The sequence below is a fragment of the Streptomyces mauvecolor genome (assembly GCF_039532965.1).
In the GTDB taxonomy this organism is placed as follows: domain Bacteria; phylum Actinomycetota; class Actinomycetes; order Streptomycetales; family Streptomycetaceae; genus Streptomyces; species Streptomyces violascens.
Genome location: NZ_BAAASQ010000012.1, coordinates 20,625 through 40,086 on the forward strand (window position 1 = coordinate 20,625; position 19,462 = coordinate 40,086).

The window sequence follows — 19,462 nt, forward strand, 5'->3', positions numbered from 1 at the left end:
AACGAAGGTCGAAGGCTGAAGTCCGAGGAGTACGTCGTGGCGGTACGAGCGGTCCGCGGGGCCGTCCAGCTGGAGCGGGACGAGGCCGGGCACATGGACGAGCAGGTCGGCGCGCTGCTCACCGAGATCCTGGAGCGCAACGGGCTGACTCCGGACGACCTCATCAGCATCTGGTTCACGGCCACCCCGGATCTGCACAGCGACTTCCCGGCCGCCGCCGCGCGCCAGCTGGGCATCACCGACGTCCCGCTGATCTGTGCGCAGGAGCTCGACATAGCCGGGGCCATGCCCCGCGTGGTGCGGATCCTCGCGCACGTCGAGACCTACCTCGACAAGGCCGAGATCGCCCACGTCTACCTCGGCTCCGCCGCCGCCCTGCGCAAGGACATCGCCCAGTGAGAACCGCCCTCGTCATCGGTACCGGCCTGATCGGCACCTCCGCCGCCCTGGCGCTCGCGAGCCGCGGGATCACCGTGCACCTCGCCGACCACGACCCGGGCCAGGCCCGTACCGCCGCCGCGCTCGGCGCCGGCACGGACGAGCCGCCCGAGGGCCGGGTCGACCTCGCGGTCGTGGCCGTGCCGCCCGCACACGTGGCCGAGACCCTGGCCGGGGCGATACGGGACGGGATCGCCCGCGCGTACATCGACGTGGCCAGCGTCAAGGGCGGCCCGCGCCGCGAGCTGCTCGCGCTCGGCTGCGACCTGAGCGCGTACATCGGCACGCACCCCATGGCGGGCAAGGAGCGCTCGGGCCCGCTCGCCGCCACCGCCGACCTCTTCGAGGGCCGGCCCTGGGTGCTCACGCCGACCCGGGACACCGACACCGAGGTGCTCAACCTGGCGCTCGAACTGGTCGCGCTCTGCCGCGCCGTGCCGGTCGTCATGGACGCCGACGCCCACGACCGGGCCGTGGCCCTGGTCTCGCACACCCCGCAGCTGGTCTCCTCCATGGTCGCCGCCCGCCTCGAAGAGGCCGACGAGACGGCGGTACGGCTGTGCGGCCAGGGCATTCGGGACGTGACCCGCATCGCGGCCTCCGATCCCGGGATGTGGGTCGAGATCCTCTCCGCCAACCCGGGCCCGGTCGCCGACGTCCTGTCCGGGATCGCCGCCGACCTCGACGAGACGGTGCGCGCCCTGCGCTCCCTGGAGTCCGCCGACGAGGACAAGCGGCGCGGCGGCGCCGCCGGCATCGAGGACGTGCTGCGCCGCGGCAACGCGGGCCGCGTCAGGGTGCCGGGCAAGCACGGCGCGGCGCCCGCCACGTACGAGATCGTCGCCGTGCTCCTGAGCGACGAGCCGGGCGGTCTCGCGCGGCTGTTCGCGGACGCGGGCCGGGCCGGGGTCAACATCGAGGACGTCCGCATCGAGCACGCCACCGGCCAGCAGGCGGGTCTGGTCCAGCTCATGGTCGAGCCGGCCGCGGCCCCCGGCCTGACCGCCGCGCTGAGGGAGCGGGGCTGGTCGATCCGGCAGTGAGGCGATGGGGCACCCGGGCGGGACGGGGGGCTCGCACGAGCCAGTAACCTTGTACGGGGCGGATTTGCGCCCCGAGCAAACCCCGCCCCGTACCAGGAAGGTGTCCGTCACCGTGGAAAGCGCCGCCCGGACCGCTCCGGCAGCAGTGATTGTCGCCATCGACGGCCCCTCCGGCACCGGCAAGTCCAGCACCTCCAAGGCGGTCGCCGCCAAGCTGGGGCTGAGCTACCTGGACACCGGAGCCCAGTACCGGGCGATCACCTGGTGGATGATCAGCAACGGGATCGACATCGACGACCCGGCGGAGATCGCCGTCGCGGCCGCCAAGCCCGTGATCGTCTCCGGCACCGACCCGTCGGCGCCGACCATCACCGTCGACGGCGAGGACGCCTCCGGGCCGATCCGCACCCAGGACGTCACGTCCAAGGTGAGCGCGGTCAGCGCCGTCCCCGAGGTGCGGGCCCTGATCACGCAGCTCCAGCGCGACATCGCGGCGGGCGCCGGGCAGGGCATCGTGGTCGAGGGCCGTGACATCGGCACGACCGTGCTGCCCGACGCCGACCTGAAGGTGTTCCTCACCGCCTCCCCCGAGGCGCGCGCGGCCCGCCGCAGCGGCGAGATCAAGGGCTCCGACGTGGCGGCCACCCGGGAAGCCCTGATCAAGCGGGACGCGGCCGACTCCGGCCGCAAGACGTCCCCGCTGGCCAAGGCCGACGACGCGGTCGAGGTGGACACCACCGAGCTCACCCTGGACCAGGTCATCGAGTGCGTGGTCACCCTCATCGAGGAGAAGCAGGCCACCAAGTGAGTGCCCTCCCGTCGCCCGGCCGCCACCCCTCATCGAGACGCTTCGCGCCGCAGCGGCCCGTCTCGGAGCGTGGCGCCGACATCGGGCGCCGGATCGGTGTCGGCCTGATGTACGGGCTGTGGAAGCCGCGGGTGCTCGGCGCCTGGCGGGTTCCGGCGAGCGGTCCGGTGATCCTCGCCGTCAACCACTCCCACAACATCGACGGCCCGATGGTCATGGGCACCGCCCCCCGCGGCACCCATTTCCTGATCAAGAAGGAAGCCTTCGTCGGGCCGCTCGGCCGGTTCCTCGAAGGCATCGGGCAGCTCAAGGTGGACCGGGCGGTCGCCGACCGCACCGCGATCACCGACGCGCTGGCCGTGCTCGACCAGGGCGGCGTCCTCGGGATCTTCCCCGAGGGCACCCGGGGCGACGGCGACTTCGCCTCGCTGCGGGCGGGCCTCGCCTACTTCGCCGTACGGTCGGGTGCGCCCATCGTCCCGGTCGCGGTGCTGGGAAGCACCGAGCGCCGCGGACGGTTGATAAAGGGGCTGCCGCCGCTGCGCAGCCGCGTCGACGTCGTCTTCGGGGACGCGTTCACGGCCGGCGACGGCAGCGGACGGCGCACCCGCAAAGCCCTGGACGAGGCCACCGTCCGCATCCAGGACCGGCTCACCGGCCACCTGGAGAACGCCAGGCGCCTGACCGGGCGCTAGGCCAGACTTTCAGTAGTGGACCGCCCGATCGCGATCCACCGATCACCACGATGAACGAGGTACGGACTTCATGAACGACCAGCACGAACACGGAGCGCTCGGCGACGCCGAGTACGCGGAGTTCATGGAGCTCGCCGCCGAAGAGGGCTTCGACGTCGAGGACGTCGAGGCCGCCATCGACGAGGCCGGCCACGGCCCGCTGCCGGCCCTCGCCGTCGTCGGCCGCCCGAACGTCGGCAAGTCGACTCTGGTGAACCGCATCATCGGCCGCCGCGAGGCCGTCGTCCAGGACAAGCCCGGCGTCACCCGTGACCGCGTCACCTACGAGGCCGAGTGGGCCGGCCGCCGCTTCAAGGTCGTCGACACCGGCGGCTGGGAGCAGGACGTCCTCGGCCTCGACGCCTCCGTCGCCGCCCAGGCCGAGTACGCCATCGAGGCCGCCGACGCCGTCGTCTTCGTCGTCGACGCCACCGTGGGTGCCACCGACACCGACGAAGCCGTCGTCAAGCTGCTTCGCCGGGCCGGCAAGCCCGTCGTGCTCGCCGCGAACAAGGTCGACGGCATGTCCGGCGAGTCCGACGCCGCCGTCCTGTGGTCGCTCGGCCTCGGCGAGCCCTTCCCGATCTCCGCGCTGCACGGCCGCGGCACCGGCGACCTGCTCGACGAGATCCTCAAGGCGCTGCCCGAGGCCCCGCCGCAGCGCTTCGGCACCGCGGTGGGCGGCCCGCGCCGCATCGCCCTCATCGGCCGTCCGAACGTCGGCAAGTCCTCGCTCCTGAACCAGGTCGCGAAGGAGGAGCGGGTCGTCGTCAACGAGCTGTCCGGCACCACCCGCGACCCGGTCGACGAACTCATCGAACTCGGCGGAATCACCTGGAAGTTCGTCGACACGGCCGGCATCCGCCGCCGCGTCCACCTCCAGGAGGGCGCCGACTACTACGCCTCGCTGCGTACCGCCGCCGCCGTCGAGAAGGCGGAGGTCGCGGTCGTCCTCATCGACACCAGCGAGTCGATCTCCGTGCAGGACCAGCGGATCATCACGATGGCCGTCGACGCCGGGCGCGCGCTGGTCATCGCGTACAACAAGTGGGACACCCTCGACGAGGAGCGGCGCTACTACCTGGAGCGCGAGATCGAGACGGAGATGCAGCAGGTCGCCTGGGCGCCCCGGGTCAACGTCTCCGCCCTGACCGGCCGCCACATGGAGAAGCTGGTCCCGGCGATCGAGACGGCGCTCGCGGGCTGGGAGACCCGGATCCCGACCGGGCGTCTCAACGCCTTCCTGGGCGAGCTCGTGGCCGGCCACCCGCACCCGATCCGCGGCGGAAAGCAGCCGCGCATCCTGTTCGGTACGCAGGCGGGCACCAAGCCGCCCCGGTTCGTGCTCTTCGCCTCCGGCTTCATCGAGGCCGGCTACCGGCGCTTCATCGAGCGCCGGCTGCGCGAGGAGTTCGGCTTCGAGGGCACCCCGATCCACATCTCGGTGCGGGTGCGCGAGAAGCGCGGCCGTAAGAAGTAACCCCCTTGCGGGAGCGGGCCCTTCGCGAGGAGGGCTAGAGGCCCCTTCGGGGGCCGGGCGGCAGTGCTGCCGGGACCTGGTGCCCGGCGTACTGCCGCCCGTGTGCGTTCATGGCGGGGTGCAGATGCCAGTTCCCGGCGTATGTGACGGGGAAGTGCTGGGTCTGGTGGCCGGTCTGCTGGCCGGCGCGGTTGCCGCCGTGCACCGCGGTGAACCCGCCGCCGAGCGCTCCGAACGCGGTGAACCCGAGATCCTCCTCGCCCGACCGGTCACCGGGGAGGGTGCGGAAGGACCTGAGGTACTCCGAGTACAGCGCGTCGTAGATCGGCGTGGGGGACGTGGGGGAGTGGGCTCCCGATGCGTCGCCCGAGGGGCGCATCGCAGGGATCTGGGCCTGGTACGGCTGGCGGGGCGGGTCATATGTGTGCACGTATGTGCCAACGACCCCGTACGGCCGGGGATGCGGGGTGTTTCGGCTTATCGGTAGCGCGGGGCCGGATGGCCCACGCCCCTTCCGCGCCCACCCCGTACCGGCCGGGGCGGGCGCGCGGGACGTCTCAGGTGCCGGCCAGCGGCATCGCGGCGGCCACCAGGCGGCCGTCGGCGGCGGCTTTCTCCAGGGCGTCCCTGAGCAGGTCCTCGCGCGGCTGCTGGCCGATCATGCCGACCGGGGCCGCGAAGACGAGGACGCGCTGGGACTTGTTGGCGGCGGCCCGCCAGCCGTCCGTCACCTGGAGCGGCTGGTGCGCCTGCCACCACGAGACCGAGCTGCTGCCGCCGCCGGTGCCGGGCTGCAGGACCGCGTGCAGCTGGCCCATCGCGAGCAGCACGGACCAGCCCGGAAGGACCGAGGGCAGCCGCCCCATGTCGGTCACCGGCACGAAGCCCTGCTCGATGAGGAGCGGGAGGAACTCGTCGGTGGTGCCGCCGGAGCCCGGCCGGGCGATCGGGCCCGTCGGCTCGACGACGAGCGCGGGGTGCAGATCGCCCTCGATCAGCACCAGACCGCTGGTGATGCCGAGGACCGCCTGCTCGGGCGCCCCGCCGGCCGGCTCCGCGCCCGTGATGGAGCGTACGGCGCCCTGGAGCTGCTCCTCGGCGACCTGGACGACCTGGGAGGGGATGCAGCTGGCGTGGGCGAACGCGAGGACGGCGGTCTCCTCGCCGACGAACAGGACGGTGCTGGTGCGCTCCTGCTCGGAGTCGCCCGGCGTGCGGCAGGAGGTGCAGTCGTAGCTGCCCGGGGCGTTCTCGCCGGCGAGCAGCCGCTCGGCTTCTTCGTCGCCGATCTCGGCGCGGACGTCCTCACTGACGTCGAGCATGCGCGGCACGGGTGGCTCCTAGGAACTGAGTGGATGCGCCGGGCGGTTCCCGGCTTCTCTCGTACAAACGACAACGGGCGATCTGTGGCCGGGGTCACGCGCGAAGGCGAACGGAATCGAACCGTCCCCAGCGGAGGGTGAATTCACCCGCGGAACCCTTCACTCCCTGTCAACACCTGTGGGTCGCATGGAAGTTGACCCGGTGAGCTGAGTCACAGATCACTTCAATGACAGGTCGACAAATGGCGATATCCGCGCATCAAGTGGGTGTCCGGAAATCGCCGATACTCCCGGTAACTGGCAACTGGCCTCGAATGACGAGGCGTTGGTTGATGCCGGAGCGTGCGGGTCCCTAGATTCCACCGCCGTGTGCATCGAGCACCGCCCGGGAACGCCCGCCGGCCGCACAGCCAGCTATGACCTTCCGGTGGGCGGGGGCGGCACGGAACGAGGCGCCGGACGCGCCGGAGGCCGCGCCGCCCAGGGGGACCCCGGGTCCTTCGAGAGGGATTTCATGTCTGTTGGTACCAGTGGTTCCAGCTCCATACGCAGGCGTGGGACGGCAGTGCTGATCGGGGCCGCAGCCGTGGCACCGCTCGCCCTGCTCGGCGTCGCCGGTCCGGCCTCCGCGGCGGACAGCGGTGTGTGGGACCGCATCGCCCAGTGCGAAAGCGGTGGAAACTGGCACATCAACACCGGAAACGGCTACTACGGCGGGCTCCAGTTCGCCGCCGGGACGTGGCGGGCGCACGGCGGCGGGGCGTACGCCTCCACCGCCGACAAGGCCAGCAGGGCCCAGCAGATCGCCATCGCCACCAAGGTCCAGCGCTCGCAGGGCTGGGGTGCCTGGCCGGCCTGCTCGCGCCAGGCGGGGGCGTACGGCAGCGCCCCCGCGGCGGGCGAGCCCGCCCAGAAGCCCGCCCACAAGCCCGCACAGAAGAAGGCCGGGAGCAGCCCGCAGCAGGCCGCCCCGAAGCCGCACAAGGCGCCCGCGCCACAGCCGCGTACCGCCCCGCTCCGCACCGAGAGCGCGCCCGCCGCCCCGGCCGGCGGCTCCTACACGGTCAGGAGCGGCGACACCCTGTCCGCCATCGCGGCGGCGCACGGCACCGGGTGGGAGGCGCTGTACGCGGCCAACAGGGCCGTCATCGGGGGTGACCCGGATCTCATCCTCCCGGGGCAGCAGCTGAAGATCTGAGGCCCAGAGCCCCGTCCGGCCGCCCGGACGGGGCTCGCCGCTGCCCGGAAAGCGCCCCCGCCGCCGCCCTCCGCCCGTCACCGGGTGGACCTGCGGTGACCAAGCCTTGGAGTACAGGTGACGGTCAACCCAAGTACAGTCCGTTCGTGACCAAAGGGTTTCGGTCCCGACCGACCCGACCGGTCGAATGATCAAGAGCATGATCGACCGATCGATCGAACGACCAAGGGGACGCGTAGCGCATGCACATCTCATTCCTGCTGCACAACGCGTACAGCCTGGGCGGCACCATACGGTCGACCTTCAACCTCGCCGGTGAGCTCGCCCGGCGGCACGACGTCGAGATCGTCTCCGTCTTCCGCCACCACGACGAGCCCACCCTGCCCGCGCCCGAGGGCGTGCGCCTGCGGCACCTCGTCGATCTGCGCAAGAACAGCCCGGGATACGAGGGCGACCACCCCCAGCACCACCGGCCGGCCAAGGTCTTCCCGCGCGGCGACGGCCGCCACAGCCAGTACAGCCGGCTCACCGACGCCCGGATCGGCGACCACCTGCGGACGGTCGAGGCCGACGTCGTCGTCGGCACCCGGCCGGGCCTCAACGTGCACATCGCCCGCGAGACCCGGCCCGGCGTGGTCCGCGTCGGCCAGGAACACCTGACCCTCCCCGGACACAGCTACCGCCTGCGCAGCGAGATCGCCCACTCCTATCCGCTGCTCGACGCGATCACCACCGTCACCCGGGCCGACGCGGCGGCCTACCGGGAGCTGCGGCTGGCGGACGTACGCATCGACGCGGTGCCCAACGGCATACCCGCGCCCCGTGTCGAGCCCGCCTCCGGCGACGGCAAGCTGGTCGTGGCGGCCGGGCGGCTCACCCCGGTCAAGCGGTACGACCTGCTGGTGAAGGCGTTCGCGCAGGTCGTCGCGGTACGGCCGGACTGGAAGCTGCGCATCTACGGCTCCGGCGACGCCTTCGGCAACGAACGCGAAGCCCTGCGGAACCTCATCGACGATCTTGACCTCTACAACCATGTGTTCCTCATGGGCCTGGCAGGCGATCTCGACAGCGAGTGGGTCAAGGGTTCCCTCGCGGCCGTCACCTCCAGCCACGAGTCCTTCGGCATGACCATCGTCGAGGCGATGCGCTGTGGACTCCCCGTCGTCTCCACGGACTGCCCACAGGGACCACGCGAAATCATCGACGACGGGGTGGACGGCCGGCTCGTGGAGACCGGCAACACCGACGCGGTGGCCGCGGCCCTGCTCGAACTGATCCAGGACGACGGACTGCGCCACCGCATGGCCAAGGCGGCCCTGGAGAGCTCCGAGCGCTTCGACCCGGCCAGGATCGCCGAACGCCACGAGGCGATCTTCGACGAACTGCACGCCCAGGGCGGCGGCAGCCGCTCCGCCGGGGCGCTGCGCGGCTCGCTGCACCGGGCCCGCAGCACCGCCCTCGACGGGGCCTACGCCCTGCGTCACAAGGCCGCCTCCGTGCTCCGGAAAGGGCAGACCGCATGACCACCACCGCCGAGTCACCGGACACGGGCAGCGCCTCCGCGGCCCCGCGTGCCGACTGCATAGCCGACTCCGCGGGCGGGGTGACCTTCGACATCACGGGCGCCGGAGAGCCGGGTGCCGCGCTCGTCCTGCGCCGCCGCGGCACGAACCCCGGACCTGATGTGCTGCTGCCCCTCACCCCGGCGGCCGAGGGTCTGCTCCGGGCGGTGCTGCCCAGCACGGTCGACCTCGCCGAGGGCGTGTGGGACGCCCACCTGCGCTTCGGTGAGGGCGCCGAGCAGCGCCTCGAACCGGGCACCCGGGATCTGCGCGCCCTCGTGGACCGCGAGCCGGGACCGGACGCCGACCGGGTCGCGGTGCGCATCCCCTACCCGGGCCGCTCCGGCGAGCTCGTGGTCCGCAGCTGGCTGCGCAGACCGCACGCCGAGACCGGCACGATCGGCTTCGGTGCGGGTGGCGTCACGGTGCACGGGCGGCTGTACGGAGTGGAGCTCGGCCCCGGCGCGACCGTCGAGGCGCGGCTGCGCGGCGGGGGCGGCCGCGTCCACCGGGTCCCCGCGACCGCGGACGGCAACGGCTTCGCCTTCACGCTTCCGTACGCCCCGCTCGCGGAGGGCCTGGACGCCAAGGAATGGCTCTGGGACCTGTGGCTGCTCACCGGCGACGGCCGCCCCGCCGTGCGCCTGGCCCGCATCCTGGACGACGTCCCGCTGAAGCAGGCGATCTTCGTGTACCCGGGGTCGACGGTCGGCGCCGGAGTGGTCCGCCCGTACTACACGGGCGCGAACGACCTGAGCGTCCGCGTGGACGCGGTACGGGGCTAGGCCTCGGGCTCCCTCGTGGAGGGCACCGCCACCGGCTCCTCCCCGGGCGGCAGGTCGTCGCGGAACGGGGCGAACTCCGGGTGGTGCAGGTCGAAGGCCGGGGACTCGGTACGGATGCGCGGGATGGTCACGAAGTTGTGCCGGGGCGGCGGGCAGGACGTGGCCCACTCCAGCGAGCGGCCGAACCCCCACGGGTCGTCGACCTCCACCTTCTTGCCGTACCGCGCGGTCTTCCAGACGTTGTAGAAGAAGGGCAGCGTGGACATGCCGAGCAGGAACGCGCCGATCGACGAGATCATGTTGAGCGCCGTGAAGCCGTCCGCCGCCAGGTAGTCCGCGTACCGCCGGGGCATGCCCTCCGCGCCCAGCCAGTGCTGGACCAGGAACGTGATGTGGAAGCCGATGAACAGCGTCCAGAAGTGGATCTTGCCGAGCCGCTCGTCGAGCATCCTGCCGGTCAGTTTCGGCCACCAGAAGTAGAAGCCGCCGAACGTCGCGAAGACCACCGTGCCGAACACCACGTAGTGGAAGTGCGCCACCACGAAGTACGAGTCGGTGACGTGGAAGTCCAGCGGGGGCGAGGCCAGGATGACGCCCGTGAGGCCGCCGAACAGGAAGCTCACCAGGAAGCCGACCGCCCACAGCATGGGTGTCTCGAAGCTCAGTGAGCCCTTGAGCATGGTGCCGGTCCAGTTGAAGAACTTCACCCCGGTGGGCACCGCGATCAGGAAGGACATGAACGAGAAGAACGGAAGCAACACCGCTCCGGTCGCGAACATGTGGTGGGCCCACACCACGATGGACAGGCCGGTGATGGCCGCCGTCGCCCCGACCAGGGTCATGTAGCCGAAGATCGGCTTGCGCGAGAAGACCGGGATGATCTCCGTGATGATGCCGAAGAACGGCAGCGCGATGATGTAGACCTCGGGATGGCCGAAGAACCAGAAGAGGTGCTGCCACAGCAGCGCTCCTCCGTTCTGCGCCTCGAAGACCACCGAGCCGAACCTGCGGTCCGCCTCCAGGACGAGCAGCGCGGCCGCCAGCACCGGGAACGCGATGAGCACCAGGATCGAGGTGAACAGGACGTTCCAGGTGAAGACCGGCATCCGGAACATCGTCATGCCGGGGGCGCGCATCCCGATGATGGTGGTCACGAAGTTGACCGAGCCCAGGATGGTGCCGAAGCCGGAGAGCGCGAGCCCCATGATCCAGAGGTCGGCGCCCGCACCGGGGGAGCGGGTCAGCGAGTTGAGCGGGGCGTAGGCGAACCAGCCGAAGCTCGCGGGCCCGGTCGGCAGCAGCACCGAGCCGAGCACGATGAGACCGCCGAAGAGGAACAGCCAGTACGCGAGCATGTTCAGGCGCGGGAAGGCCACGTCGGGGGAGCCGATCTGCAACGGCATGATCGCGTTGGCGAACCCCGCGAAGGTCGGCGTCGCGAAGAGCAGCAGCATGATCGTGCCGTGCATGGTGAAGAGCTGGTTGTACTCCTCGTTCGTCATGATCTGCAGTCCCGGGCGGGCCAGTTCCGCCCGCATCAGGAGGGCCATCACACCCGCGACGAGGAAGAAGACGAACGACGTGATCAGGTAGAGGTGCCCGATCTTCTTGTGGTCGGTGGTGGTCAGCCAGTCCACGATCACCGCGCCCGGCCGGGCGGCCCGCGCGGGCTTTGCCGCCGGGGTCATCGTCTCCGTACCCATTGCACCCCCAGAGGTGTCTGGCGTCAGGCCAGGGGCCATGATGCTCGCGGTCGGGCCCGCCGCAACAGGGGGCGTACGCCATCCGGCCGAGCTTCGAAGGGCCCCGGTCACGGGTTGCGGGTAGGGATTGTGTAAGGGTGCGGTGAATTACCTATGCGCCGTCAATTCCCTTCCCGTCGGACTGCCGGGCGGGAATTCCCCCCGTGTCCGGCGTAAGAATTCTGTCAATTCCAGTAATGCGTTCGACCGGCCGGAAGTGTGGCGTGCGATAACCGGGCAAGGGGTCAGGAACTGCCCGTACGAGTGACAGAGTTCGAAGCGCACCCGAGCCCGGATCCTGTGACAGAAGTGTGACTGGCGGGGTACCGGGGGCGGACAACGGGCGGGTTCCCACCCGGCCCACGGGCCTCTGCGGCCCCCCGCTTCCGTCGTCGGGGCGGCACGCCTACGGTGGGTGGCATGGCACCGATACCGTCCCACCCCGCACATCCCGACGACGCCCCCGAGTCCTACGTCGGCCTAGACGCCGAGGGCGCCGAGCGGCTCGCCAGGTCGCGCGGCTGGTCCACCGTCAGGTCGCTTCCGCCGGGCTCGATCATCACCATGGAGTATCTGGCGGGGCGGCTGAACTTCGAGGTCGAGGACGGCACCGTGACCCGCTGCTGGCACGGCTGAGCCCGCCCCTGGGCGCGCGTACGACGAAGGCCCCCGGTGAACCACCGGGGGCCTTCGCGCTGTGTGCGTACCGTGCGGGTCGTCCGCGGGGCCTCAGCCGCCCAGGGGGCGGGCCGGGGCGGTGCGCGGCGTCCGCTCGGTGTGCGGGGGGCGCCGGGTGCCTGCCGGGACGACCGGGGGCCGCTCCGAACGGGCCGGCTGGTAGGGCCTGGCGGGGAGCGGCCGGCCGGGACCGCGCCCGCTCGCGACGCCGACCGGCTCGCGCACGGGGGCGTCGTCCTCCTCGTGCCCGCGCTGGGGCGGCATGGCCGGCACCGCGGGGACCGGCACCGGGGCCGGGGCCGGGGCGCTCGCGCGGGACCGCCTGCGCTCGCGCACCTTCTCGCGCACGGCGAAGACGAAGGCCTCCGCGCGGGCGATCAGCGGCTCGAACCAGGGCAGGGCGAGCAGGATCAGCAGCCCGGCCGCCCAGCCGAGGAGCACGTCGCTCACCCAGTGCGTGCCGAGGTAGACCGTGGTCGCCCCGACGCCCAGGGCCACCATGGCCGAAATGACCGAGAGCCAGCGCCGGGCGCGCGGCGTGGTGGCGAGGTAGGCGAGGATGCCCCAGGTCACGACCGCGTTGGCGGTGTGCCCCGAGGGAAATATGTCGCCGCCGGCGAACAGCTCGGCGGACCCGATCTGCGTCGCGTAGTGCGGGCCGAGCCGGCCGAGGCCGAGCTTGACCGAACCGACCGTCATGTTGAGCAGCAGAAGGGCCGCCCCGAGGGTCAGGAGCGGCCGGAGTGTGTGCTGGCGCCAGGAGCGCCAGCCGAGCCAGGCCATCACCATCACCGCGGTGGGTCCGCGCTGGCCGAGGACCACGAAGTAGTCCAGGAAGGCGTGCAGCTGCGGCCACTGCTCGTACGGCCGGTACAGCATGACCTTCCAGTCCAGCTCGACGAGCCAGGAGGAGCCCAGCACAGCAACGACGATGGCGAGGTAGAACGCCATCGTCGCGCCGAAGAGGACCACGCGGTGACGGCTCATCCGCGGGATCTCTATCTTCGGTGGCTCGGGCTCCCGGTCCAGGCGGGCGAAGATTCGGTCAGTACGCACTCAATCGACGTTACAGCGAGTGAGTGAGCGCCCAGGCCGATCCGGGGCCTTTGTGATGACGATGTGATGTGGAGTATGTCTCACGCCCACCTTTATTCCCGGGCGCCATGGAATACCCCGGGGCCTTGTCCTCTATTCATTCGACTCGGCGCAGGAAGGCTTGTTTGTATCCGTCGGAATTCTGTTTGCCGGGTGGGGGAGCGGAATTAATGCTTCAGTCACCGGTCGAGTACGGAGCGTAAAGATCACCCCATGGGTGGAACCCGCGTGGCACACGCCACACCTCGGCGGGGTTCGCCGTGAGAGGTGGACCACGCGCCACTCGGGTGAACTCGCGTAGTCTGACGAATCACTCGCCCGTCGATGCCGGGCCTCGGGGATCCCGATCAGGGCTGGTCACTGGTCCACCGGGCCCACCGACCGCGAGAGTGGTGACGGCATGGTCCGTTGCGACCGCACCGTCCCGGACCCGGAGGGTCCGCAGTACTGGGAGGTACGTACATGACAGGGACGACCATGACCGGTGCGCGACCCGGTGTTCGCGCCGGCGGCGCCAACCGCTGGGTCATCCTCGTCGTCCTCTGTGTGAGCCTGCTGTTCGTGGCGCTCGACGCCACCGTCCTGCATGTCGCGATTCCTTCGGTCACCGAGGACCTGCGGCCCGGCTCCGTGGAACTCCTCTGGATCGTCGACGCCTACCCGCTGGTCTGCGCCGCCCTCCTCATCCTCTTCGGCACCCTGGGCGACCGGGTCGGCCGGCGCCGGGTGCTGCTGCTCGGCTACGCGATCTTCGGCGCCGCCTCCGCGGTCGCGGCGCTCGCCGAATCGGCGCCCGTGCTGATCGCGGCCCGCGCGCTGCTCGGCATCGGCGGCGCGATGATCATGCCCGCCACGCTGTCCATCCTGCGCGTCGTCTTCCCCGACCGCCGCGAGCGGGCCACCGCCATCGGCATCTGGACGGCGGTCGCCGCGATCGGTGCCGCCGTCGGACCGGTTCTCGGCGGCTTCCTCGTCCAGCACTTCTGGTGGGGCTCGGTCTTCCTGATCAACATCCCGCTGATGGCGCTGATCCTGCCGATCGGGCGCTGGATCGTGCCCGAGTCCAAGGGCAGCTCCGACGGGCCCTGGGACGTGCTCGGCGCGCTGATGGCGGCCGGCGGCATACTCGCCGTGGTGTTCGGCGTGAAGCGGCTCGGCGCCGGACACGGCATATTCGACGGCCGCACCCTGGCCGCCCTCTGCCTCGGCACCGCCCTGCTCATCGTCTTCGTCCGCAGGCAGCGCCGCCGCGCGCACCCGCTCATCGACATCAGGCTGTTCTCCCGGCCCGCCTTCGCCACCTCGGTCGGCTGCATCATCGTCGCCATGCTGGCCCTGGTGGGCCTGGAGCTCATAGCCGTCCAGTACCTCCAGCTGGTACTCGGCCTCTCCCCGCTCGAGACCGGCATGCGCATGCTGCCGCTCACCTTCGCCGCGATGGCGGCGGGCGCGACCGGCTCGTACACCCTGCGCAGGCTCGGCCCGCGCCGCATGGTGTGTACGGGCTTCGTCCTGACCGCGGGCGCGGTGCTGCTGCTCGTCCTCATGGGGCAGACCGACTGGCCGTCGCTGATGTTCGTCTCGTTCGTCATGCTCGGCTTCGGGCTCCAGACCACGCTCTTCGCGGCGTACGAATCGATGCTCAGCGAGGCCCCGCCCGAGCGGGCCGGCGGCGCCGCGGCCATCGGCGAGACCTCCTACCAGCTCGGCGCCGGCATGGGCATCGCGCTGCTCGGCAGCGTCATGAACGCCGCCTACGCGCCGGGCCTCGCATCGGTCGGCGGGGTCCCCGCCAAGGCGTCGGCCGCCGCCTCCAACTCGCTCGGCGAGGCCTACGACGTCGCCGGCCGCCTCGGCGGCCCGGCCGGCGAGGCGCTGCGCACCGCCGCCCGGAACTCCTTCGTGCACGGCCTGCACGTCACGCTGTTCGTCAGCGCCGGGCTGCTGCTCCTCGGTGCGGTGGCCGGGCTGCGGCTGCCGCGGATCATGGACTGCTCGGTGGCCGGGCAGGAGCGGGAACCCGAGCCGGAGGCCGCGTTCGAGCCCGAGCCGCGCAAGGCGCAGCAACTGAGCGTCAAGCTGCCGTCCCCGGCGCGGCCCGGAGATGTGGCGACCGTGGAGTCTGGACGCACGGGACACTGACCCGTAACGTCAGCGCTCAGGTAATAACTAACACTGCTAGTTTTAGTTGAGCGAGAGCCGCGGAGGCGCCCTCATGTCCGCTCCTTCCTCCAAGCTGCCCCCCTTCGACCCGGCCGACCCGCTCGGCATCGACGACCTGCTGAGCCCCGAGGACCTCGCGATCCGCGACACGGTCCGCTCCTGGGCCGCCGACCGGGTCCTGCCGCACATCGCCGAGTGGTACGAGAACGGCGAGCTGCCCGGCATCCGTGAACTGGCCCGCGAACTCGGCTCGATCGGCGCCCTCGGCATGTCCCTGACCGGCTACGGCTGCGCGGGCGCAACCGCCGTCCAGTACGGGCTCGCCTGTCTGGAGCTGGAGGCCGCCGACTCCGGCATCCGCTCCCTCGTCTCCGTGCAGGGTTCGCTCGCCATGTACGCGATCCGGCGGTTCGGCTCCGAGGAGCAGAAGCAGCGCTGGCTGCCGGGGATGGCGGCGGGCGAGATCATCGGCTGCTTCGGCCTCACCGAACCCGACCACGGCTCCGACCCGGCCGGCATGCGTACGTACGCCAAGAAGGACGGCACCGACTGGGTGCTGAACGGCCGCAAGATGTGGATCACCAACGGCTCGGTGGCGGGCGTCGCGGTGATCTGGGCCCAGACCGACGACGGCATCCGCGGCTTCGCCGTGCCGACCGACACCCCCGGCTTCTCCGCCCCCGAGATCAAGCACAAGTGGTCGCTGCGGGCCAGCGTCACCAGCGAGCTGGTCATGGACGAGGTGCGGCTGCCCGCCGACGCCGTACTCCCGGACGTCACCGGCCTCAAGGGCCCGCTCAGCTGCCTCTCGCACGCGCGGTACGGAATCGTGTGGGGCGCGATGGGCGCGGCCCGCGCCTCGTTCGAAGCGGCGGTCGACTACGCCAGGACCCGGGAACAGTTCGGAAAGCCCATCGGCGGCTTCCAGTTGACCCAGGCCAAGCTCGCCGACATGGCGCTCGAACTGCACAAGGGGATCCTGCTCGCCCACCATCTCGGCCGCCGCATGGACGCGGGGCGGCTCCGCCCGGAACAGGTCAGCTTCGGCAAGCTCAACAACGTACGGGAGGCGATCGAGATCTGCCGCACCTCGCGCACGATCCTCGGCGCCAACGGGATCTCCCTCGAATACCCCGTGATGCGGCACGCCACCAACCTGGAATCGGTGCTGACCTACGAGGGCACCGTCGAAATGCACCAGCTGGTGCTGGGCAAGGCGCTCACCGGACTCGACGCGTTCAGGTAATCCGGCGAGCGCCCTGCCTCAGCTCTGATTGAAGAAGCCACCGGTCCGGCGGCCGGCGGGCTCGCCGTTGACGATCTGAGTGTCGACGGGGGTCAGCAGGAAGACCCTCGTCGCCACGCGCTCGATGGAGCCGCGCAGACCGAAGGTGAGTCCGGCCGCGAAGTCGACGACGCGCTTGGCGTCACCGGCGTCCATGGACGTCAGGTTCACGATGACCGGCACGCCCTCACGGAACAGCTCCCCGATGCCCCGCGCGTCCCGGAAGCCGTCCGGCGTGACGGTGGCGATGCGGCGGCCCTGGTCCTCGGCTGTCTCGGAGGCCACCCGCACACGAGGGTCGGTCACCCAGGCCTCGCCGGACTCGGCGGCACCTTCGGTGTACTCGTCGTCGTAGTAGCGGTCGTCGTTGTCCTCGACAAGTCCCAGCCAGGCACTCGCCTTGCGCACCGATCCCATGGACGCCTCCTCTCACAGCGGTCTTCTTCATGCCACGTCTTCAGTTCCGCATCCCTATGGTCGTCCATGATGCGGATACCGCGCCAAGTGGATAGTCGCCGCGCAGGTGATTCGTGACGGTACTGGCACAGATCATGTGGCGATTCGTCAGGAATCCTCCGGGATGGGCACGGTACGCGAAACCGGGCGTAACAAAATTATGTATGTCCCTCCACATGAGTGACACAGGGCTCGTACGGGTGAACGGATCACTCGATACGATGCCTGCCGCACTGAAGAACGATGCGTTGGGCGGGGTGCTCAACGTCACTCGGGGGAGAGCTGTGTTCGGAATCGTCAGGCCCTGTTCGCACCGGCTCACCGAGGGCCTGAAGACCGAGTGGATGGCCCATCTCTGCGGGCTCTGCCTGGCACTTCGCTCCGACCACGGGCAGCTCGCCCGGGTCGTGACCAACTACGACGGCCTGATCGTCTCGGTTCTGACGGAGGCTCAGGCCGAGCGGAGCACCGGCCGGCGGCGCACCGCCGGGCCCTGTCCGCTGCGCGCGATGCGGACCGCGCCCGTCGCCCAGGGCGAGGGCGCCCGGCTCGCCGCGGCCGTCTCGCTCGTCCTCGCCTCGGCGAAGGTCCGCGACCACGTGGCCGACAGGGACGGCCTGTTGGGGCGCAAGCCGGTCGCGGTGGCGGCCCGCCGCATAGCCAGGAGCTGGGACCGGGCGGGCGCGCGCACCGGCGCCTCGCTCGGCTTCGACACGGCCGTGCTCGTGGACGCCGTCGACCGGCAGGGCGGCATCGAGGCGCTCGCCGGGCCCGGCACCTCGCTCCTCACCGTCACCGAGCCCACCGAGACGGCCACCGCGGCCGCCTTCGCGCACACCGCCGTACTCGCCGGGAAACCGCACAACATGGCGCCGCTCGCCGAGGCCGGCCGGCTCTTCGGCCGGCTCGCGCATCTCCTGGACGCCGTGGAGGACCGGGAAACAGACGCCGCGGCAGGTGCCTGGAACCCGCTCGCGGCCACCGGCACCGATCTCGTCGAAGCACGCAGGCTCGCCGACGACGCGGTGCACGGCATCCGGCTCGCCCTGCGCGAGGTCGACTTCGTCGACAGCAAACTCGTCCACGTCCTGCTCGCCCACGAGCTGACCCGGTCCGTGAACCGCTCGTTCCGCACGACGGAGTGCGGGCACGCCCATGACGCGGCCGGGCCGCAGGCGTCGTACGGCCCCTACGGCCCGCCGCCCCAGCACGGCGGCAACCCGTACGGCTTTCCTCCGGAGCCCCCGCGCCCTCAGCCGCGCGGCTTCTTCGCGGGCTGCGCCGCGTTCCTCGGGCTCTGCTGCACCTGCAAGATGTGCTGCGCGGACGAGTACGAGGGGCCCTGGTCGCGCAAGAAGCGCGAGGGGTGCTGCAGCGACTGCGACTGTGACTGCTGCGATTGCTGTGACGCATGCGAGTGCTGCGAGTGCTGCAGCTGCGACTGCTGACGGACCGCCGGTTATGTGTGCTCCGGCGGTGAGATCTCCGACCGCTCTATGCCCGACTCCGTCGTGCCCCACTTCGCCAGGATTCTGTCGTACGTCCCGTCCTTCTTCAGCTTGTTCACCGCGGCCTGGAAGGCGGGGGCCAAAGGGGTGCCCTTCTTGAAGGCGAAGCCCACGTCCAGGCGGTGGAACTCGTTGAGGAACTTCAGTCCCTCCTGCCGGTCCACCGCGTACCGCAGGCCGTTGATCGTCGACATGACGACATCGCTGCGGCCCTGCCGGAGCGAGATCCACAGCGCACCCTGGTCGCTGTAGGTCTGCACCGCGTACGGTTTCTTGCCGGCGGCCCCGCACTTGGGCTTGTTCTTCTCCAGGGTCGCCTCGAACGTGGTGCCCGCACTGGTCGCCACGTTCAGCCCGCAGAGCTGGGCGAGATCGGTGACGTTGCCGAGCCTGCTGTCCTTGCGGACGGCGAAACCCTGGCCGTCGTTGATGTATGTGACGAAGTCGATCGTCCGGCGGCGCTCGTCGGTGACGCCGAAGTTTCCGGTGCCCAGGTCGTACTTGCCGCTGTCGAGCGCGGGCAGGATCACCTCGAAGGAGGCCACCTCGCGCTTCAGCCTCAGGCCGAGCACCCTGGCGGCGGCGTCCGCGAAGTCGACGTCCTGCCCGGCCACCGTCTTCCCGTCCTCCAGGTAGGTGGCCCCCGGAGGAGTCCCGACGCTGGTGGCGACGGTGAGGGTGCCCGCCTTGCGGACGCTCTCGGGCAGCAGCGCCGCGGCGGCCTCGTCCTTCCGGACGGCCGACACCACATCGGCGGTGGGGACCTTTCCCTTCTGGCCGGCGGGCGCGGCATTGCCGGCCGCCCCCACGTCCGCCGGGTCCCCGGACCCGCACGCGGTGAGGCCGAGTGCCGCCGCGGTGATCAGGGCGAACGCGGCGTAGTTGCGCGATCTGCTCAGGCTTCGGGACCTGCTCATGACGGGGTGCGCTCCAGAGATTTCGGGCAGGCGGAAGTGCCAGGAGTGATACGAGGCATGACGAGGGGAGGGGTGCGCGAGTGATCAGTGAGGTGAAGGCGCGAGGAAGCGGCGCGAAGGCGCACGCAGGACGCGGAAGAAGCAGCCGTGCGGGGGGTCAGCTCAACAGGAGGAGGACCACACTCGACCGAAGTCGATGTGGGAGCGCGTGACCAGCCACTGCTGCGGATGCATGGCCCAAGTGGAAC

Annotated in this window: 18 protein-coding genes; 12 read left to right on the forward strand and 6 right to left on the reverse strand. The window is 71.0% G+C overall.

All coding sequences use genetic code 11. The annotated features are described in order from the left end of the window. The first annotated feature begins 36 nt into the window (after nt 1-36). The 5 genes from aroH (at nt 37) to der (ending at nt 4,503) form a co-directional block, all read left to right on the forward strand. The gene (gene aroH, locus ABD346_RS16910) at nt 37-399 is read left to right on the forward strand and encodes a chorismate mutase (RefSeq protein ID WP_053723523.1); all 363 of its coding nucleotides are present in this window, start codon (nt 37-39) and stop codon (nt 397-399) included. Further along, nucleotides 396-1,481, forward strand: coding sequence for a prephenate dehydrogenase (locus ABD346_RS16915; RefSeq protein ID WP_344375653.1), 1,086 nt, complete (start codon nt 396-398; stop codon nt 1,479-1,481). Before aroH ends, ABD346_RS16915 begins: the two co-directional genes overlap by 4 nt. 100 nt (nt 1,482-1,581) lie before the next feature. Further along, nucleotides 1,582-2,289, forward strand: a complete 708-nt coding sequence (gene cmk / locus ABD346_RS16920) for a (d)CMP kinase (protein WP_344375655.1) — start codon at nt 1,582-1,584, stop codon at nt 2,287-2,289. Then, complete coding sequence (locus ABD346_RS16925; protein WP_344375656.1) at nt 2,247-2,984, forward strand: lysophospholipid acyltransferase family protein; 738 nt, start codon at nt 2,247-2,249, stop codon at nt 2,982-2,984. The genes cmk and ABD346_RS16925 overlap by 43 nt, the downstream gene beginning before the upstream one ends. 70 nt (nt 2,985-3,054) lie before the next feature. Beyond that, nucleotides 3,055-4,503 carry a ribosome biogenesis GTPase Der gene (gene der, locus ABD346_RS16930; protein WP_344375657.1) on the forward strand — a complete coding sequence of 483 codons (1,449 nt, stop codon included), beginning with the start codon at nt 3,055-3,057 and terminating at the stop codon, nt 4,501-4,503. Nucleotides 4,504-4,537: 34 nt separating this feature from the next. Here der and ABD346_RS16935 read toward each other — a convergent pair whose 3' ends face one another. Both ABD346_RS16935 and ABD346_RS16940 read right to left on the reverse strand, forming a co-directional pair. After that, a complete protein-coding gene (locus ABD346_RS16935; protein WP_344375659.1) occupies nt 4,538-4,933 on the reverse strand; it encodes a hypothetical protein in 396 nt (131 codons plus the stop codon). A 127-nt stretch (nt 4,934-5,060) separates the two neighbouring features. Next, on the reverse strand, nt 5,061-5,834 hold the full coding sequence (locus ABD346_RS16940; protein ID WP_344375660.1) for a hypothetical protein: 774 nt from the start codon (nt 5,832-5,834) through the stop codon (nt 5,061-5,063). 505 nt (nt 5,835-6,339) lie between these two features. Between ABD346_RS16940 and ABD346_RS16945 the strand changes: the two genes are divergently transcribed. The 3 genes from ABD346_RS16945 (at nt 6,340) to ABD346_RS16955 (ending at nt 9,370) form a co-directional block, all read left to right on the forward strand. After that, nucleotides 6,340-7,023, forward strand: a complete 684-nt coding sequence (locus tag ABD346_RS16945) for a transglycosylase family protein (protein WP_344375662.1) — start codon at nt 6,340-6,342, stop codon at nt 7,021-7,023. A gap of 242 nt (nt 7,024-7,265) precedes the next feature. Next, complete coding sequence (locus ABD346_RS16950; RefSeq protein WP_344375663.1) at nt 7,266-8,546, forward strand: glycosyltransferase family 4 protein; 1,281 nt, start codon at nt 7,266-7,268, stop codon at nt 8,544-8,546. Then, entirely contained in the window at nt 8,543-9,370 is an 828-nt protein-coding gene (locus ABD346_RS16955) for a transferase (RefSeq protein WP_344375664.1), read from the forward strand. Before ABD346_RS16950 ends, ABD346_RS16955 begins: the two co-directional genes overlap by 4 nt. Here ABD346_RS16955 and ctaD read toward each other — a convergent pair. Further along, on the reverse strand, nt 9,367-11,073 hold the full coding sequence (gene ctaD / locus ABD346_RS16960; RefSeq protein ID WP_344375666.1) for an aa3-type cytochrome oxidase subunit I: 1,707 nt from the start codon (nt 11,071-11,073) through the stop codon (nt 9,367-9,369). The two genes, ABD346_RS16955 and ctaD, sit on opposite strands and share 4 nt — an antisense overlap. A gap of 459 nt (nt 11,074-11,532) precedes the next feature. Here ctaD and ABD346_RS16965 point away from each other — a divergent pair, with 459 nt between their 5' ends. Next, nucleotides 11,533-11,748: an I78 family peptidase inhibitor gene (locus tag ABD346_RS16965; protein ID WP_344375668.1), complete on the forward strand. Its 216-nt coding sequence runs from the start codon at nt 11,533-11,535 to the stop codon at nt 11,746-11,748. 93 nt (nt 11,749-11,841) lie between these two features. On the opposite strand, the gene ABD346_RS16970 is transcribed toward ABD346_RS16965, so the two are convergent. Beyond that, nucleotides 11,842-12,846, reverse strand: a complete 1,005-nt coding sequence (locus tag ABD346_RS16970) for a phosphatase PAP2 family protein (RefSeq protein WP_344375670.1) — start codon at nt 12,844-12,846, stop codon at nt 11,842-11,844. A gap of 501 nt (nt 12,847-13,347) precedes the next feature. Here ABD346_RS16970 and ABD346_RS16975 point away from each other — a divergent pair. Both ABD346_RS16975 and ABD346_RS16980 read left to right on the forward strand, forming a co-directional pair. Beyond that, nucleotides 13,348-15,027, forward strand: coding sequence for an MFS transporter (locus tag ABD346_RS16975; protein ID WP_344375672.1), 1,680 nt, complete (start codon nt 13,348-13,350; stop codon nt 15,025-15,027). Nucleotides 15,028-15,100: 73 nt separating this feature from the next. Beyond that, nucleotides 15,101-16,294 (forward strand): acyl-CoA dehydrogenase family protein, encoded by a 1,194-nt coding sequence (locus ABD346_RS16980; RefSeq protein WP_344375674.1) that lies wholly within the window; start codon nt 15,101-15,103, stop codon nt 16,292-16,294. A gap of 18 nt (nt 16,295-16,312) precedes the next feature. On the opposite strand, the gene ABD346_RS16985 is transcribed toward ABD346_RS16980, so the two are convergent. After that, on the reverse strand, nt 16,313-16,750 hold the full coding sequence (locus ABD346_RS16985; RefSeq protein ID WP_344375676.1) for a cell division protein SepF: 438 nt from the start codon (nt 16,748-16,750) through the stop codon (nt 16,313-16,315). 323 nt (nt 16,751-17,073) lie between these two features. Here ABD346_RS16985 and ABD346_RS16990 point away from each other — a divergent pair, with 323 nt between their 5' ends. Continuing rightward, nucleotides 17,074-18,237 carry a DUF5685 family protein gene (locus ABD346_RS16990; protein ID WP_344375679.1) on the forward strand — a complete coding sequence of 388 codons (1,164 nt, stop codon included), beginning with the start codon at nt 17,074-17,076 and terminating at the stop codon, nt 18,235-18,237. Between the two features lie 11 nt (nt 18,238-18,248). On the opposite strand, the gene ABD346_RS16995 is transcribed toward ABD346_RS16990, so the two are convergent. Beyond that, nucleotides 18,249-19,196 (reverse strand): ABC transporter substrate-binding protein, encoded by a 948-nt coding sequence (locus tag ABD346_RS16995; RefSeq protein ID WP_344376252.1) that lies wholly within the window; start codon nt 19,194-19,196, stop codon nt 18,249-18,251. Between the last annotated feature and the right edge of the window lie 266 nt (nt 19,197-19,462).